The 15,588-nt window shown below is 75.0% G+C and carries 13 protein-coding genes; 7 read left to right on the top strand and 6 right to left on the bottom strand.

Annotated features, from left to right (window positions below):
- Positions 1-112: 112 nt before the first annotated feature.
- Together GBN72_RS15070 and GBN72_RS15065 are read right to left on the bottom strand one after the other, a co-directional pair.
- Positions 113-1,213 (bottom strand): LLM class flavin-dependent oxidoreductase, encoded by a 1,101-nt coding sequence (locus tag GBN72_RS15070; RefSeq protein ID WP_151772303.1) that lies wholly within the window; start codon positions 1,211-1,213, stop codon positions 113-115.
- A 62-nt stretch (positions 1,214-1,275) separates the two neighbouring features.
- On the bottom strand, positions 1,276-1,779 hold the full coding sequence (locus GBN72_RS15065) for a flavin reductase family protein (protein ID WP_151772302.1): 504 nt from the start codon (positions 1,777-1,779) through the stop codon (positions 1,276-1,278).
- 476 nt (positions 1,780-2,255) lie between these two features.
- Here GBN72_RS15065 and GBN72_RS15060 point away from each other — a divergent pair, with 476 nt between their 5' ends.
- From GBN72_RS15060 to GBN72_RS34105, 4 genes are all read left to right on the top strand, one after another.
- On the top strand, positions 2,256-3,152 hold the full coding sequence (locus GBN72_RS15060; RefSeq protein WP_151772301.1) for an ABC transporter ATP-binding protein: 897 nt from the start codon (positions 2,256-2,258) through the stop codon (positions 3,150-3,152).
- On the top strand, positions 3,149-4,141 hold the full coding sequence (locus tag GBN72_RS15055; protein ID WP_151772300.1) for an ABC transporter substrate-binding protein: 993 nt from the start codon (positions 3,149-3,151) through the stop codon (positions 4,139-4,141). The genes GBN72_RS15060 and GBN72_RS15055 overlap by 4 nt, the downstream gene beginning before the upstream one ends.
- Positions 4,142-4,145: 4 nt before the next feature.
- Positions 4,146-6,197, top strand: coding sequence for an iron ABC transporter permease (locus tag GBN72_RS15050; protein ID WP_151772299.1), 2,052 nt, complete (start codon positions 4,146-4,148; stop codon positions 6,195-6,197).
- Positions 6,198-6,452: 255 nt separating this feature from the next.
- Positions 6,453-6,596, top strand: a complete 144-nt coding sequence (locus GBN72_RS34105; RefSeq protein ID WP_164540643.1) for a hypothetical protein — start codon at positions 6,453-6,455, stop codon at positions 6,594-6,596.
- Between the two features lie 99 nt (positions 6,597-6,695).
- Here GBN72_RS34105 and GBN72_RS15045 read toward each other — a convergent pair whose 3' ends face one another.
- Positions 6,696-7,748 carry a DUF3533 domain-containing protein gene (locus GBN72_RS15045; RefSeq protein ID WP_151772298.1) on the bottom strand — a complete coding sequence of 351 codons (1,053 nt, stop codon included), beginning with the start codon at positions 7,746-7,748 and terminating at the stop codon, positions 6,696-6,698.
- Positions 7,749-8,107: 359 nt separating this feature from the next.
- Here GBN72_RS15045 and GBN72_RS15040 point away from each other — a divergent pair, with 359 nt between their 5' ends.
- Positions 8,108-9,547, top strand: coding sequence for a hypothetical protein (locus GBN72_RS15040; RefSeq protein WP_151772297.1), 1,440 nt, complete (start codon positions 8,108-8,110; stop codon positions 9,545-9,547).
- Between the two features lie 119 nt (positions 9,548-9,666).
- Here the strand turns inward: GBN72_RS15040 and GBN72_RS15035 are convergent, their stop codons facing one another.
- Both GBN72_RS15035 and GBN72_RS15030 read right to left on the bottom strand, forming a co-directional pair.
- Positions 9,667-11,202 (bottom strand): MFS transporter, encoded by a 1,536-nt coding sequence (locus GBN72_RS15035; protein ID WP_151772296.1) that lies wholly within the window; start codon positions 11,200-11,202, stop codon positions 9,667-9,669.
- Positions 11,199-11,750, bottom strand: a complete 552-nt coding sequence (locus GBN72_RS15030; RefSeq protein WP_151772295.1) for a TetR/AcrR family transcriptional regulator — start codon at positions 11,748-11,750, stop codon at positions 11,199-11,201. Before GBN72_RS15030 ends, GBN72_RS15035 begins: the two co-directional genes overlap by 4 nt.
- Positions 11,751-12,312: 562 nt before the next feature.
- Here GBN72_RS15030 and GBN72_RS15025 point away from each other — a divergent pair.
- Positions 12,313-13,644 carry a phosphatase PAP2 family protein gene (locus GBN72_RS15025; RefSeq protein WP_151772658.1) on the top strand — a complete coding sequence of 444 codons (1,332 nt, stop codon included), beginning with the start codon at positions 12,313-12,315 and terminating at the stop codon, positions 13,642-13,644.
- A 55-nt stretch (positions 13,645-13,699) separates the two neighbouring features.
- Here the strand turns inward: GBN72_RS15025 and GBN72_RS15020 are convergent, their stop codons facing one another.
- The gene (locus tag GBN72_RS15020; protein ID WP_369695885.1) at positions 13,700-13,903 is read right to left on the bottom strand and encodes a type 2 periplasmic-binding domain-containing protein; all 204 of its coding nucleotides are present in this window, start codon (positions 13,901-13,903) and stop codon (positions 13,700-13,702) included.
- A 334-nt stretch (positions 13,904-14,237) separates the two neighbouring features.
- Between GBN72_RS15020 and GBN72_RS15015 the strand changes: the two genes are divergently transcribed.
- Positions 14,238-15,548: an MFS transporter gene (locus tag GBN72_RS15015; RefSeq protein WP_164540640.1), complete on the top strand. Its 1,311-nt coding sequence runs from the start codon at positions 14,238-14,240 to the stop codon at positions 15,546-15,548.
- Positions 15,549-15,588: the final 40 nt, after the last annotated feature.

Here is a 15,588-nt window from a genome sequence, read left to right as displayed (position 1 = left end):
CCGAGCCCCGGGTGGGGCGTGATTCTAGGCGGCGGACGACGGTGGCGGAACACATCCGGAGCTGTGGATTCCGCCACGCGCGTCACCGCCGCTCGCGTCGCCGCCGCACGCGTCACCGCGGGGCGCGGATGCCCTTGGCCTCCAGCCTGGGCAGCACTTCCTGGGCGAAGTACTCCAGCTCGGAGACGTAGTCGACGAACGCCAGGGTCATGCCGCCGAAGCCCGCGCGGTGGAACTGCTCGATGCGGTCGGCGACCTCGTCGGGCGTGCCGATCAGCGGGCAGCTGCCGTGGCCGGCCGCGAAGCGCGCGCGGTTCTCGCGGAGCATCTCGGGCGTGAACGACTGCGCGTGCATGCCCTGCAGCCGCATGAGGTTGTCCACGGCGTTCCAGTCGGCGTTCTCGTCGGCGTAGTAGTGCAGGTAGTCCTCGGCCTCCCGGCGGGTCGGGCGGCAGACGACGTGGCTGAGGGTGAAGGCGCCGACCTGCCGGGAGTAGCGCTCCCGTGCGGTCGCGTGGATCCTGTGCGCGATCGCCTCGCCGTCCTCGGGGCCGCCGACGATGGTGAAGGCGAAGTCGGCGTTGCGGGCGGCGAAGTCCCTGCCCTGCTCCGACGAACCCGCGTTGAGCACGGGCAGCACGCCGTCGTGGGGCTTGGGCAGACCCTCGACGTTGCGCAGCTGGTAGTAGGTGCCCTCGTGGTCGAAGCGGCCGGGCGTGGTCCAGATCTTCCGGATCACGTCCCACCACTCCTGCGCCAGCGCGTAGCGCTCGTCGTGGCCCTCCGGCAGCTCGACGCCGAAGGCCTCGTACTCCGGCTGGTTCCACCCGGCCACGATGTTGATCCCGGCGCGGCCCTGGCCGATGGCGTCGACGGTGGCGAGCTGCTTGGCCACGACCACCGGGTGGTTGAAGGCCGTGTGGATCGTGGCGAAGACCGAGATCCGACGGGTGTGGGCCAGCAGGCCGGCGGCGAACACGGTCGGGTCGAGCACGCCCTCGTGGAAGTTGGTCTCACCGCCGTACCCGATCCAGCGGGCGATGGGCAGCAGGAAGTCGATCCCGGCCTCGTCGGCCAGCCGCGCCAGCCGGAGGTTGTCCTCCCAGCTGCCCGACCAGCGCTCGGGAATCCTGGTGACGGCAAGACCGGACGAGCAGTTCGGGGAGAACAGGCCGAGCTTGAAGTCCTTGCCGTCCGTGATGCTCTTCGACATCGGTCACTCCAGTGGGTCGGCGCCGCACGGTGACGCGCGGCGGAGTTGGGTGTCGGCCGCCCTCAGCAGGCGGTCGGGGCCGGGAGCAGGGCGCCGCGGCTGAAGGCGAGAGCCTCGCCGCCCGGCTCGTGCACGGCGATCACACGGCCGACGAGGATCACGTGGTCCCCGCCGTCGTACTGCCGCCAGGCGCGGCACTCGAGGCGGGCCACGCCCATGTCCAGCAGCGGGGCGCCGGTCGCGCCCGGCGTCCGGTCGAGCCCGGTGAACTTGTCACCGCCCCGGCGCGTGAAGCGCCGGACGGCGTCGGTCTCGTGCGCGGCGAGGATGTGCACGGCGAAGCCGTCGGCCCGGAGCCAGGTGTCCAGGCCGGTGGAGTCCCGGCTGACGCACCAGGACACCAGCGGCGGGTCCAGCGACACGGACGCGAAGCTGTTGGACACCAGCCCCACCGGGCAGCCGTCCGCCTCCGCCGTGACCACCGCGACGCCGGTCGTCCACGCGGACAGCACCCGCCGGAACGCGGCCGGGTCCGTCGCCTGGACGGACACGCTGACAGGCACCATGCGGCACCTCCGGTGCAATCGGGGGAATCGGAGGGCTCATTGTGGGAGCGGGCCCGCGGGGAAGGCTGTCCACCGGGCGCGCCCGCTGTCCGTTCAGCGCGCTGATCCGCGGGCCGCCTCGGCACGGACCGGCACGGACCGCGCGTGGCGGTGCCGCCGCGGCGCGGGTACGCGCCGCCGTCGAGCACCGGGCGGCGGTTCCGGGGCGCGTCGGCGTCCGGGCCCGCGGGCGGGGGCGCCGCCGGATGCCGGTCCGCCTTCCGCGAATTTCCGTCCGGCACCAGGGAGCGGACGCATGGCCGCAGGTCGGCGCCACGGGCGGCCCGCGCGCGACATCTGGGCCCCGTTCGAGGGGAGTTGATCCCGCGGGTGCCGCGGCCGCGGCATGCGCGGCCCCGTGCCCCCGGCCGCCGTCGCGCCGGGCGATACCGAACCGCAATCGAAAGGACTCTTTAGGTTAGGCTAACCTCAGTGCCGTGAGAGCCGAAGAGACCTCCCTGGTCACACCCCCGCGCGGGCACCGACTCACGGCGACGGACGTCACCGTGGCCTACGACGGCACCCCTGTCGTCCACCAGGCCGACGTGACCCTGCGGCCGGGCGAGGTGACCGTCCTGGTCGGACCCAACGGCAGCGGCAAGTCCACGCTGCTGCGCACCATGGCGCGCCTCCAGCAGGCGCGCAGCGGCGCCCTCACCCTCGCCGAGGCGCCCGCCGACGAGCACACCGGCGAGCGGGCGGAGACCGACGCCCTCGCCCTGACGGCACGCGAGTTCTCCCGCCGGGTGGCCCTGCTGACGCAGGCCCGCCCCACGCCCACCGGGCTCACCGTCCGCGACGTCGTCGAGTTCGGCCGCTACCCGTACCGCGGCCGCTGGGGCAAGGCCGACCCGGGCGGCGCCGCCGCCGTGGACCGGGCGCTGGCGCTCACCGGCACCACCGGACTAGCCGACCGCGGCGCCGAGCACCTCTCCGGCGGCCAGCTCCAGCGCGTCTGGCTGGCCGGCTGCCTGGCCCAGGAGACCGGCGTCCTGCTGCTCGACGAGCCCACCACCTACCTGGACCTGCGCTACCAGGTCGAACTCCTGGACCTGATGCGCGACCTGGCGGACGACCACGGCATCGCCGTCGGCGTCGTCCTCCACGACCTCGACCAGACCGCCGCCGTCGCCGACCGGGTCGTGCTGCTGCACGACGGCCGGATCGTCGCGGACGGCGAGCCCGCCGAGGTCCTCACCCCGGACCGGCTGACCGCGACCTACGGCATCCGCATCGAGGTCGACACCGATCCCCTCACCGGCCACCTGCGCACCCGCGCGGTCGGCCGCCACCACTCCCGCACCGCCCCGGAAAGGCTCATACCCTCCTCATGAAGCGTCACCTCCTCGCCGCGGCCACGGCCGCCGTCGCCGCCCTCGCGCTCAGCGCCTGCGGCACCACCGAGCCCGCCGCCGACGCCAAGGACACCAAGGCGTCCGAGGCCGTCACCCTCACCGACGCCTCCGGCGCCGAGGTCAAGCTCGACGGCCCGGCGACCAAGGTCGTCGGCACCGAGTGGAACGTCGTCGAGAGCCTGCTGACGCTCGGCGTCGAGCCCACCGGCGTCGCCGACGTCAAGGGCTACAAGCTGTGGAACACCGCCGTCCCGCTCGAGGGCGAGCCCAAGGACATCGGCACCCGCGGCGAGCCCAGCATGGACACCGTCGCCGCGCTGGCGCCCGACCTGATCGTCGCCACCACCGACCTGCCCGAGGCCGCCGTCAAGCAGCTCCGCGACATCGCCCCGGTCCTCCAGGTCCGCTCCGCCGACGGCACCGGCCAGGTGGACCAGATGCTGGAGAACGTCGACCTCATCGCCAAGGCCACCGGCACCGAGGACAAGGCCGGGCAGGTGCGCGAGCAGTTCGACGCCAAGCTCGCCGAGGGCAAGAAAGCGCTGGAGGAGGCCGGCCTGGCCGGCGAGGGCATCGCCTTCGCCGACGGTTACGTGACGTCCAACCAGGTCTCCGTGCGCCCCTACACCGCCACCTCCCTCATCGGCGAGGTCAACACCGGCCTGGGGCTGAAGAACACCTGGGATGTGAAGGGCGACGAGTCCTACGGGCTGGGCGCCACCGACGTCGAGGGCCTCACCAAGCTCCCGGAGGACACCCACTTCGCCTACATCGGCAACGAGGGCGACGAGAACGCCACCCCGTACGCCGAGGGCGGCATCCTCAAGGACAACGCCGTCTGGAAGTCGCTCCCGTTCGTCGAGGCCGGTGACGTGCACCGCCTCGACGACGGCATCTGGATGTTCGGCGGCCCGGGCTCGATGGAGGCGTACGTCGACGCCGTCGTCGAGGCGCTGACGAAGAAGTAACGCCATGGCCGTCACCGCCCCCAGAACAGCCACCCCGGCCGCCGCCGCGGTGACGGCCGCACTGGCCCTGCTGGTCGCCGTCCTCGCGTCGGTCGACGTCACCCAGGGCACCGCCACGGCGGGCGCGCCGGAGCTGTGGAAGGCGCTCACCGGCGCCGCCGACCCCGGCGACGCCTCCGTGGTGATCGCCTCACGGCTGCCGCGCGTGGTGGCCGGCCTGCTGGTCGGCGCCGTGCTCGGCATGGCGGGCGTCGCCCTGCAGGCCGTCAGCCGCAACGTGCTCGCCTCCCCGGACACCCTGGCCGTCAACGCCGGTTCCTACCTGGCGCTCGGCGTGGCCGCGGTCACCGGGGTCTCCCTGCCGCTGCTCGCCTCCTCCGGCATCGCCTTCGCCGGCGGCCTCGCCGCCGCGGCGGTGGTCCTGTCGCTGTCGGGGCTCGGCGCGGGCACCGTCCGCCTGGTCCTCGCCGGCAGCGCCCTGACCCTGGGTCTGACCGCGGTCACCCAGGGGCTGCTGCTCCTCTTCCCCGAGCAGACCGAGGGCCTCTACGCCTGGAACCAGGGCTCCATCGCCCAGAACGGCTTCGACGGCGTGGTGCAGATGCTCCCGATCGCCGTCGTCGGCCTCACCGGACTGCTGCTGACGGCGCGCCGGGTCGACGCGCTCGCGCTCGGCGACGACGCCGCCCGCGGGGTCGGCGTCAACGTCCGCGCCACCCGCGTCACCGTGGTGGTGCTGGCCTCCCTGCTGTCCGCCGCCGCCGTCACCCTCGCCGGGCCGATCGGTTTCGTCGGCCTGTGCGCCCCCGCGCTGGTGCGGCAGCTGGCACGCCGCGTCCGCGCCTTCACCCGCCTGCGGGCGTCCGTGCCGCTCGCCGGGCTCACCGGCGCCGCCCTGGTCCTCGGCTCGGACGTGGCGCTGCGCGCCGTGGTCCCCGACGACCTCTCCGTCGCGGTGCCGACCGGCGTGGTCACCAGCCTCGTCGGGGCGGTGTTCCTCGTCGTGGCGGCGACCCGGCTGCGCGACACCGCCGAGTCGTCCGCGCCCGACCGCCTGCGGCTGCGCAGCCGGCGGGTGTTCGTCACGGTGCTGTCCGTGCTGGTGGTCCTGCTGGTGGGCGTGGCCGTCGCCGCCGTGCTTCTGGGCGACACCAAGCTGCTCCTCGGCGACGTCGCCAACTGGGCGCAGGGCAGGGCCGGACGGGCCGTCTCCTTCGTCCTCGACACCCGTGTCCCGCGGGTGGGCGCCGCGCTGCTGGCGGGTGCGGCGCTCGCGCTGGCCGGCACGCTGGTGCAGGCCGTCACCCGCAACCCGCTCGCCGAACCCGCCGTGCTGGGCGTCTCCAACGGCGCCGCGCTGGGCGCGGTCCTGCTGGTGACCTCGGTGCCGCTGGCCGGGTCCTGGGGCGTGGCCGGAGCGGCGTTCGCGGGGGCGGCGGTGGCGTCGGTGGTGGTGTTCGGGCTCGCCGCGAAGGGCGGATTCCGTCAGAACCGGCTGGTCCTGGTCGGTATGGGCGTGGCCACCGCGGCGACGTCCCTGATCAGCCTGCTCATCGTGCTCACCGACCCGTACAACGCGACCAAGGCGCTGACCTGGCTCTCCGGCTCCACCTACGGGCGCACCTTCCCGGACCTGGTGCCGCTGGCCGTGGTGCTGGCCCTGGGTGTCGCCGTGGCCGCCGCCCGGCGCACGGAGCTGGACCTGGTCTCCCTGGACGAGGACACCCCCAAGCTGCTGGGCATCGGCCTGTCGCGCGAACGCCTGGTGCTGCTGGTGCTGAGCGTGCTGCTCAGCGCCACGGCGGTGGCGGCGGCGGGCACCATCGGCTTCGTCGGCCTGGTCGCCCCGCACGCCGCCCGCGCCCTGGTCGGCCGCCGCCACGTCCGCGTCGTGCCGGTCGCCGTCCTCCTCGGCGCGGTGCTGGTCTGCACCGCCGACCTCCTCGGCCGCACGGTCATCGCCCCCGCCCAGGTGGGCGCCGGCCTGATGACCGCGCTGATCGGCACGCCGTACTTCCTCTGGCTGCTGGTCAGGAGCCGCGGGGGCCGCGGCTGACCCGGCCTTCGGCCACCGTTCGGCCACCGGGTCGCGCGGCGGGCCTTGGCCGGCCGCCGCGGCTCGAGGACGGGAGCCGCCGCATCCCCGCGGCGGCTCCCGTCCTCGTCGGTCCCGTCGGCAACGCGACGCGGTCCACGCCGACCGGCGAGCGGGCCCACCGTCCGGGCGCCTGCCCTCCGGCACGGGCGGCGTGTCCGGCGGGATGCGCCGGCACGGCTCCAGGGCACCGGTGCGGCGGACGGCGCGTGCGTCATGCCCCTCACCGCCCGTGACCCGGCACGTGCCCGGCTCACCGGCACCCACCGGGTCGATCTGAACAGCTCGGCCGCCCGGGGCGAGGCCCTCGGCTCGGAGAGTGCCCAGGCGGCCGCGTACGAGTGGTGTCACGCCGGCTGATCCGTCCGGGCGGCGGGAAGCGGGCCGCCGGCCCGCCGCGGGAGGGTCACCCGTTCCGGGCCGTGCCCCGACGGGCCGTGAGGTGACGCCGCCCGGCGGTCACATCTGGCGGACCTCGCTCTCCTCGATCGTCCGGCGGCCGAGGCCCAGCACGGAGAACAGCAGCGTCAGCAACGTCCCGCCCAGCGCCCACGCGCCGAGGACGAGCAGCGGTCCGGTGATGGCTCGGCCGTCGAAGTAGGCGATCGACCGCGCCGTCCAGGTGCCCGCCCCGGGGATGAGGGCCGGGCCGATGTCCCGCCAGAACGGGGGCAGCAGGGGGTAGGGGTACGCGCCGCCCGCGCTCGGGTTGCCCGCGATGACGACCACCAGGACGGTGAGCCCGATGCCGATGATGCCCAGCGCCGCCTGGAAGGCGAAGGTGATCGCCCCGGTCGCGAACACGACCAGCGCTCCCAGCCACCACAGGCCCGCCACGCTGCCCGGCATCGCGCCCAGCACCGGACCGATCACCACCGCCCCCAGCAGACCGAGCAGCACCGCGTACACGGCGAGCGCCAGCAGCCGGATCACCGCCCGGCGGAGGTTGGCCGGCCGTGCGCCGTACCCCACGGCCAGGATGGCCGCGCACAGGTAGCCGCCCACGCACCAGCCGACGATCAGGTAGAACGAGGACAGCCCGCGCGCGTCGCCCCGCCGCACGGGGACGACGTCGACGGTGCGCACCTGCCGTCCCTGCCGGGCCTCGGCCCGGACGACCACCTCCTCCAGCGCCTCCGCTACCGGGGTGCCGCCACCGCTCGCCACGAGCAGGCGGTCGGCGGGGGCGCGCGGGTCGACGACGAGCGCGCCGTAGATCCTCCGGTCCTCGATCTGCCGTCGCGCCTCCTCGGCGGAGGCGACGGGCCGCGCGTCGAGCGGGGACCCGGGCAGCGCGTCCAGCTGCTCCACCAGGGCGCCGCCGCGCTGCGGTGCGGTCACCACGCCGAACGCGATGTCCCGGGGCCTCGGTTCGTGGAACGCGCCGGCGTAGGAGGCGATGAACAGCACGCCCAGCGCCAGCACGCCCAGGACGAGCAGCGCGGACCGCGGGCGGACCGCGTCCTTGACCTCTTCGGCGAACGTGGGCCTGGCAGGCGCTCCGGTATGCATGGTCCCAGCCTGGCCATCCGGCCGTCACCCCGCAGGCCAGGTCCGCCGGGCGGGGGAACGGGCGGAGCCGCACGGGGGGACACGGGACCGCCCCCTGCGGGCGGTGTGACACGACCGGTGGCTGAGACGCCTGTTGTGCGGCCGGGCGTTCGTTCGCCACACTCGCCCCATGGACCGCAACGCGCACCTGAGCCGTCGACTCGACGTCGACCTCGCTCACGTGTGCTCGGCGATGTGTCACCGCGCCCTCTGAGCGCGGTGTTCCCCGCCCGGCAGTGCCGGGCTTCTCCCCTCCTGCCGGGCGGAGTGTGCACCGCTGTCCGCGTGTTCCCGCTTCCCACCCCTTGGACGGATGACCCATGCGCCTCGCGCCCCTTACCCGTGCCGCCGTCGTCGCCGCGTCGACGCTGCTGGCCCTGACCTCGGCGACCTCGGTCTCGGCGGCCCCGGGCGGGCCGCTGCCGCCCGCCAATCCGTACGCCGGCCCGCTGGGCACCGCCACCATGCACGGCGACACGGCCTCCTCGGACGCCACTCCCCTGCCGGGGCCGGCGGCCGGCACCTTGTCCTCGCGCCGCACCGCCCTCGCCTCGGCCTGCCCGACCGTGCTGGTGGGCGCGGACGGCTTCCCGGTGGCGCTCTGCACGACCATCTTCGGCCGCACCCCCACCGTCCACCTCCTCGACCCGGCCACCGGGGATTCCCTCGCGGAGCTGGCGCTCACTCAGGGGTCGCTGCTCGGCGGCGTGTACGCCTACCTCGACAACGAGGACCGGCTGGTGGCGGTCGACGGCAACCGGGACCTGCTGCGGGTCGCCCACCGGCGAGGCGCCTCCGGCGACTGGGAGCTGTACGTGGACAGCCGCCTGTCGCTCGCCCCGGCGGTGCCGGCCGGCGACTCGGTGGTCGGCGTGTCGCCCGACTGGGAGGGCCGGGTCTGGTTCGCCACGGCCCAGGGCGTGGTGGGCACCGCCGACGACCGGACCGGCACGGTGCGGTCGGTCGCCCTGCCCGCGGGCGAACAGGTCGCCAACTCGATCTCCACGGTGCCCGCCGGCACGGCCGTGGCGACCACGCACGCCACCTACCTGCTGACCGCCGCCTCGGACGGCACGCCCCGCGTCACCTGGCGCCGGACCTACGACCGGGGGCCGGGCCGCAAGCCGGGGCAGCTCAGCTGGGGCACCGGCTCGACGCCCACCTTCTTCGGCCCGCGCACCGGCGCCGAGTACCTGACCGTCATCGACAACGCCGCGCCCACCGTGAACCTGCTCGTCCACCGGGTGGATGACGGCTCCCTCGTCTGCTCGGTGCCGGTGCTCAGAGCGGGCGGCAGCGGCAGTGAGAACTCGCCCGTGGCGGTGGGAGGCAGCGTCTTCATCGCCTCGACGTACGGATACCCCTACCCGCAGCTGCCGGAGGGCGCGGGCGAGAGCGTGCCCGCGTCGGGCGCCTTCGCGGGCGGCCTCTCACGGGTGGACGTGCGGGCGGACGGCTCGGGGTGCGACCTGAAGTGGGACAACCGGGTCCGCTCGGCGGCGGTGCCCCGGCTCTCCACCGCGGACGGCAAGCTGCGCACGGTGCTGCGCGAGCCGGTGATCCCGGGCACCACCTCCACGTCGGTGCTGGACCCGTACCACTACGCCGAGATCGACCCGGAGACCGGCGCGGTGACCCGTACCAAGTGGCTGGGGAGCGGCTTCATCTTCGACACCCTGCAGATGGTCGGCTCGATCGCGCCCGGCGGCGTGGTCCTCCAGGGCACGACCACGGGCGTGCTGCGCGTGACCGCCGAGTAGCCGCGGCGCGCACACGGAGCGGGGCGGGCGGCTCCGCCGGCCGGCCCGGCCCGGCCCGGCCGCCCGCCCGGTGCGGACCGGACCCTGACGGGACGGCGGGCGGCGGGCCGTCGGCGTCCTCAGTGCTGGACGGGTTCGTCGGTCAGCTTCTGGCCGCGCAGCAGGACCCAGGCGACGGCGGCGGCGAGCAGCAGCAACGCGGCGCCGACGCCGGCGGCGAGTGCCACGCCGTCGACGAACGACTCGCGTGCCGCCCGCAGCAGCGCGGCGGCCGCCTCGCCGGGCATGTCCGCGGCGGCCACGACGGCTCCGCCCAGCGATTCGTGCGCCGCCTGCGGGGTGCCGGCCGGACCGGTGAAGTCCCGGTAGACGCCGGTGACGAGGGACCCCAGCAGGGCGATGCCCAGGGCGGTGCCCAGTTCGTACGCCGTCTCCGAGACCGCGGAGGCGGCGCCGGCCTGCTCCTTGGGGACGGCGGTGAGGATGACGTCCGAGGTGACCGTGAACGCCAGTCCCGCGCCGAAGCCGACGACCAGGAGGACGGCGCCGATCTGGGGGTAGCCGGTGGTCCGGCTGATCGTCGTCAGGGCGGCGAGGGCCAGGCCGATCACGGCCAGGCCGCCGGAGACGACCGCGCGCACCGAGAGGCGTCGTGCCGCGCCGCCCGCGACCAGACCGGCCACCACCGCGCCGACGGCGGCCGGGAGTTCGGCGATGCCCGCTTCGATGGGCCGGCGGCCCTGGACCAGTTGCAGGTACTGGGAGAGGAAGAACAGCAGCCCGGACAGCCCGAGGATGGTCAGCAGGTTCGCCAGGACGGCGCCGCTGAAACCGCGGCTGCGGAACAGCCGGACGTCCACCAGCGGGACCGGCAGACGGCGCTGGCGCCGGACGAACGCCCGGAGGGCGACCGCTCCCAGCAGACCGGCCCCGAGGGCGGGCCAGGCGAACCCGTGGGCGGCGGTCTCCTTGAGGGCGTAGACGACGCCGACCACGGCGGCCAGCGACAGGAGGACGCTCGGCAGGTCCCACGGTCCCGGCGAGGGGTTGCGCGACTCCGGGAGCGTGCGCACCCCGACGACGACCAGCAGGGCCATCACCGGAAGGTTGATCAGGAAGACGGAACCCCACCAGAAGTGCTCCAGCAGGGCGCCGCCGGCGATCGGGCCGACCGCCATGCCCGCCGAGGCCGCGGCGCTCCAGAGGCCGATGGCGAGACTGCGCTCGCGCGGGTCGTGGAAGATGTTGCGGATCAGCGCCAGCGTGGAGGGCATCAGCGTGGCACCGGCGACGCCCAGGAGCGCACGGGCGACGATCATCGTCTCCGGCGTCTGCGCGTAGGCGTTCAGCACGGAGACCAGCCCGAACGCGGTGGCCCCGATCAGCAGCAGCCGCTTGCGGCCGATGCGGTCGCCGAGGCTGCCCATGGAGATGAGCAGGCCGGCGATCACGAAGGAGTAGGCGTCGCCGATCCACAGCAGCTGCGTGCCGGAGGGCTGCAGATCCTCGCTCAGGTAGGGCGTGGCCAGACCGAGGACGGTGGCGTCCACCGCCACGAGCAGCACGGCGAGGACCAGAACGCCCAGGGCGACCCAGCGGCCGGCGGCCCGCTGCGCGCCGCCCTGTTCGGCGGCCTCGTGCACGGGAGTGGTCATGACGCGTTCCTCCGTATCGCGCCGCCGAGCAGGAGCTCGACGACCATGTGGACGAATCCGTTGCGGGCCGCCCGGCCCTCGGTGACGGCGTAACTCCCGGCCGCCAGCAGGCCGTAGAGCGCCTCGGACAGCCACGCCGCGCTCAGGTCGATGCGGAACTCCCCGCTCTCCTGGCCCCGGCGGAACAGCCCGGTGAGCCGTTCGTCGATGCGGGCCCAGCCTGCGTGCCGTTCCTCGCCCTCGAAGAGCTGGGACTCCGAGTAGAGGAAGGCCAGCAGTCCCGCGCAGGATTCGGCCTCGCGGACCAGGCGGCGCACCGCGTCCACGGCCGCGCCCTCCTCGACGCGCGCCGCGTCCAGGGCCGCTTCGCACTCGGCGATGCCCAGGTCCTCCAGGGCACGGACCAGCGCGTCGCGCCCGGCGAAATGGCGGTTCAGCGTCGCCCTGCTCACCCCCGCGGCACGGGCGACCTCCTCCATCGTCGCCGTGGCCCGCCGCGTCAGCAGCTCGGCGGCGGCGCGCAGTACGTCGTCACGATCGAAAGCCATGAGTCAACGATAACCCGAATGAGACATTGATGTCTCATGCGAGGCGAAGGTGGCGCATAAACCGCCCCTGTCTCTCCGCCGGAGCGGGCGCCGGGCGCCTGCGGGCATCCGCCGCCCGCGCGCTATTGACCTGTGCGGATGCTCCGTGTTTGTCTCGGCGCGAGGTCCTGGGGAGCGCCGACGTCGGCCGAGGCCGCCCGCTCCCGGGGCCCACCGACGGCACGGGTGGCGTGCGGAGCCGGAACGAGGGGCGTGGGGTGTTGCGGGGCTCGGGGGGACCCGTCGGGGTCGCGGGCGGGGCGGGCGCGGCGCGGGAGCGGACATGCCGGGCGGGACCGCCGTGCCCGCGGGCGCCGCACGGCGGCCGCCCGGCGACGACCGATCCGCTCCGGCGTGAGCCGCACACAGCGAAGCTGGCAGAGAAGTGACGAACATACCCGCGCAGGACCTTTCCCCGACGAGCGCGTCGAGCGAGGCGAGCGAGGCGGACGAGGCGGGCACGGCGGCCTCCGCCGGCCGGCGGAGGCGGCCGCGGAGACGGCTCTGGGTCGCGGCCGCCGTCGTGACCCTCGCGTTCCTCGTCGCCCTGGAGTTCGCCGCACGCCACCACGGGGTGCCGGGACCGATCACCAACCAGGTGCGGGAGGTGGCGTATCCGCCGGACTCGGGGGGACTGCTGTACGCCGCCATGGCGTTGACCATGGTGGTCCTCACCTGGAGGGAACGTTTCCTCGCGGTGGGCGCGGCGATCGGGGTCGACGTCGCGTTCCTGGTGGTCCGGTGGGCGGTCGACGCCCGGCCGGCCGACGGCCACCCCTTCGGCATCGGCGCCCTGTGGGTGGTCCTCGGCTGCGCGGTCGTGGCCGTCACCCGCCGCACCGGCCGCGAGCGCGTCCTGCTGCTGAAGGGGGCCGGGCTGGGCCTGCTGCTGGTGGCCGGCCGCAAGACCGGTGACACCTGGCTGCTCATCACCTCCAAGACCCGTCCGACGGTGCTCGACCAGTACCTGGCCGCCGCCGACCACGCGCTGGGCGACCCCTCCTGGCTGGCCGGCCGGCTCGTGACGGCCACCGGCCCCGTCGGCTTCCATGTCCTCGACTTCGTCTACGGCAACCTGGCGGTGGCCGCGGTCGTGGCGGCGCTGTACCAGCTGCGCCGGGTGGCGGTCGAGCGCCGCTTCCCGCGTCACCATCTGGTGCGCACGTTCCTGGTGATAGGCCTCCTCGGGCCCGCCTGCTACATGATCTTCCCGGTGGTCGGGCCGCTCTACGCCTACGGCGCCGGCAACGAGTACTGGGCGTCGGTCAGCCTGTGGGCGCCCGACTCGCCGCCCAGCCTGCCCTGGGCGGTGGGTGACCTGTGGCCCCGGATCCTGCCGCCGGCCGACGCCCCGCTGCCCATGCCGTTCGACGGGATCACCCCGCGCAACTGCATGCCCAGCCTGCACACGGCGTGGGCGACGGCGATCTTCCTCCACACCCGCACGGCCCCGCGGCCGCTGCGCTGGGCGGGAACCTTCTGGCTGGTGTCCACGGTCTGCGCGACGCTGGGGTTCGGTTACCACTACGGGGTGGACCTGCTCGCCGGTGTGGTGTTCACCCTCACCGTCGAGGCGGCGCTGCGCGCGCACGACCGCGGCTGGTGCCGGCCTGGGACCCTGCTGGCCGTCCACGGCGCGTCGGTCTTCGTCGCGCTGCTGGTGTCCTACCGCTGGCTCCCCGTGCCGATGGCGCGGCATCCGTGGGTCGCCGGGCCGCTTCTCGTGCTGGCCACGGCCTCGGTGGTGCTCGCCTACGTCCGGACCACGGCACGCTGGTCCGGGTCCTCCGTGCCGCCCCCGGACGCCGGGCCCCTGCCCCGGCAACGGCCCGCCCCGCGCGCGGAATCCGTCTGAGCGGCGACGTCCCGTCCCGCGCGCCGGGCCGCCCGCGACGGGCCCGGGCGGACCCTCACCCCTCCGGCACGTCCGCCGGACGCCGGCCCACCCGCGCGGGGGCGACCGGTTCGAGGAGCCGGGCGGGGCGGGCCTGGATCGGGGCGACGCGGCGGGTGCCCGGCACCAGCAGGGGCAGCAACGGGGAGCTGTCGACGGGCACTTCGGCGCGCGGCCCGATGCCGAGCATGGCGGGCTGCCGCACGGCCGGTTGCCGCACAGCGGGAGCGTCGTGGGCGCCGGTTCGGTTCCGTCTCCGACACGGTCGTCCCCGGCGCCGCCCCGGTGGCGGCTGCCCGCCGCCGCGGCGGACGCGAAAACCGCTGTCGCCGCGGAGCGTTCCGGGCTACCGTCGGACGGTCGAGTGACCCGTGAGGAGCTGAGGCATGGTCGGTCGTCCGAGCGCGCGTTGACGCCGTGGGCCTTCGTCGGCCCGTCATCGCGTGCCACCCTTGATCCGTGGCACGGCGAGCCCTCCCCGCCCGACCGGTGCCGCGCCCCTGTGGCGCGCGCCGGGTGGCGGGTCCCGTTCCCGGCAACCCGAGGGGTCCCCTGTGCCGTCCGCCTCCCCCGTCGTCCCCGGCGCGTCCGCCCCGGGCCTGTGGCGGGACACCGGCTTCCGCCGACTCTGGCTGGGCCAGACCGCTTCCCAGCTCGGCGAGCACACGAGCCTGGTCGTCCTGCCGCTGGTCGCCGTCCTGACGCTCCGCACCGACGCCGGTGAACTGGGCGTCCTCCGCGCGGTGGGGCAGGCGCCGATCCTGATGTTCTCGCTCCTCGTGGGCGCGTGGGTGGACCGGTGGCGGACCCGCACGGTGATGGTGCTGGCCGACGCCGGCCGGGCCGTGGTGCTGGGCACGGCGGCGGTGGCCGGCGTCCTCGGCCTGCTGGGACTGCCCGCCCTGCTCGTGGCCGCCTTCGCCGTCGGCACCCTGTCGGTCTTCTTCGACGTGGCCTACCAGGCGTCGCTGGTACGGGTGCTGAGGAGGGATCAGCTGCTGCGGGGCAACAGCGCCCTCGAGGGCAGCCGGTCCGCGGCGCAGATCGTCGGCCCCGCTCTCGGCGGCGCGCTGGTGTCCCTGCTGTCGTCGGCGGCCGCCGTCGCGTCGGGTGCGCTGTTCTTCACACTGTCGTTCCTGTCGATCCGGCGGACCGGCCGCCGCGAACCGGTCCCCGGGCGCGCGGAAGGGTCCCCGCGCGTCGGGCGGCGGATCCTGGACGGCCTCCGGTTCGTCGCCGGCGATCCGTCGCTGCGGGCCGTGTGCCTGGCCTCGGCCGCCTTCCAGTTCTCGCTGGCCGCCATGACGACCGTCCACCTGCTCTTCCTGCCGCGCGAACTGCACCTGTCGGGCACCGCCGTCGGGCTGGCGCTCGCGGCGACGGGCCCGGGCGCGCTGCTGGGCTCGCTGCTCGCCGCCCGTCTGCCGCGCAGGTTCGGGTACGGCGCGGTGCTCGTCTGCGCGGCGGCCCTGGGCGACGGCATGATGCTGTGCGTCCCCGCGCTGCACGGCCCGGCGGCGGTGACGGTTCCGGCCCTGGTGGCGGTCAACTTCGTGTTCGGCGCCTTCGGCCAGCTGGTCAACGTCACGCTCATGGCGGTCCGGCAGACGCTCACCCCGGACGGGATGCAGGGCCGGGTGGCGGCGACGATCACCTTCGCCGGGATGGGTCTGACCCCGCTGGGCTCACTGCTGGGCGGACTCATCGCGCAGTGGTGGGGGCTCCGCACGGGCCTGCTGGTGACGGCCGCCGGGATGCTGCTGTCGCCCGCGCTGATGGCACTCTCCCCGCTCGCCCGCCTGGGACGCACCCTTCCGGCCCCGCCCCCGTCCGCCACCGCCCCGCCACCGAAGCCTTCGAGGTGACCCGCGGACCCCGGGGTGGCCGGGGCCCCCGGGCCGGCGG

Origin of the sequence: Streptomyces abyssomicinicus (genome assembly GCF_008974245.1) — a bacterium.
Lineage (GTDB): Bacteria > Actinomycetota > Actinomycetes > Streptomycetales > Streptomycetaceae > Streptomyces > Streptomyces abyssomicinicus.
The sequence above is the reverse complement of the archived record's forward strand: the minus strand, read 5'-3'. Positions and strand labels throughout refer to the sequence as shown.

Excerpts from the sequence above, each read along its gene's own strand:
- GBN72_RS15070 (WP_151772303.1), bottom strand. The coding sequence starts at position 1,213 with ATGTCGAAGAGCATCACGGACGGCAAGGACTTCAAGCTCGGCCTGTTC.
- GBN72_RS15065 (WP_151772302.1), bottom strand. The coding sequence starts at position 1,779 with ATGGTGCCTGTCAGCGTGTCCGTCCAGGCGACGGACCCGGCCGCGTTC.
- GBN72_RS15055 (WP_151772300.1), top strand. The coding sequence starts at position 3,149 with ATGAAGCGTCACCTCCTCGCCGCGGCCACGGCCGCCGTCGCCGCCCTC.
- GBN72_RS15050 (WP_151772299.1), top strand. The coding sequence starts at position 4,146 with ATGGCCGTCACCGCCCCCAGAACAGCCACCCCGGCCGCCGCCGCGGTG.
- GBN72_RS34105 (WP_164540643.1), top strand. The coding sequence starts at position 6,453 with ATGCCCCTCACCGCCCGTGACCCGGCACGTGCCCGGCTCACCGGCACC.
- GBN72_RS15045 (WP_151772298.1), bottom strand. The coding sequence starts at position 7,748 with ATGCATACCGGAGCGCCTGCCAGGCCCACGTTCGCCGAAGAGGTCAAG.
- GBN72_RS15040 (WP_151772297.1), top strand. The coding sequence starts at position 8,108 with ATGCGCCTCGCGCCCCTTACCCGTGCCGCCGTCGTCGCCGCGTCGACG.
- GBN72_RS15035 (WP_151772296.1), bottom strand. The coding sequence starts at position 11,202 with ATGACCACTCCCGTGCACGAGGCCGCCGAACAGGGCGGCGCGCAGCGG.
- GBN72_RS15030 (WP_151772295.1), bottom strand. The coding sequence starts at position 11,750 with ATGGCTTTCGATCGTGACGACGTACTGCGCGCCGCCGCCGAGCTGCTG.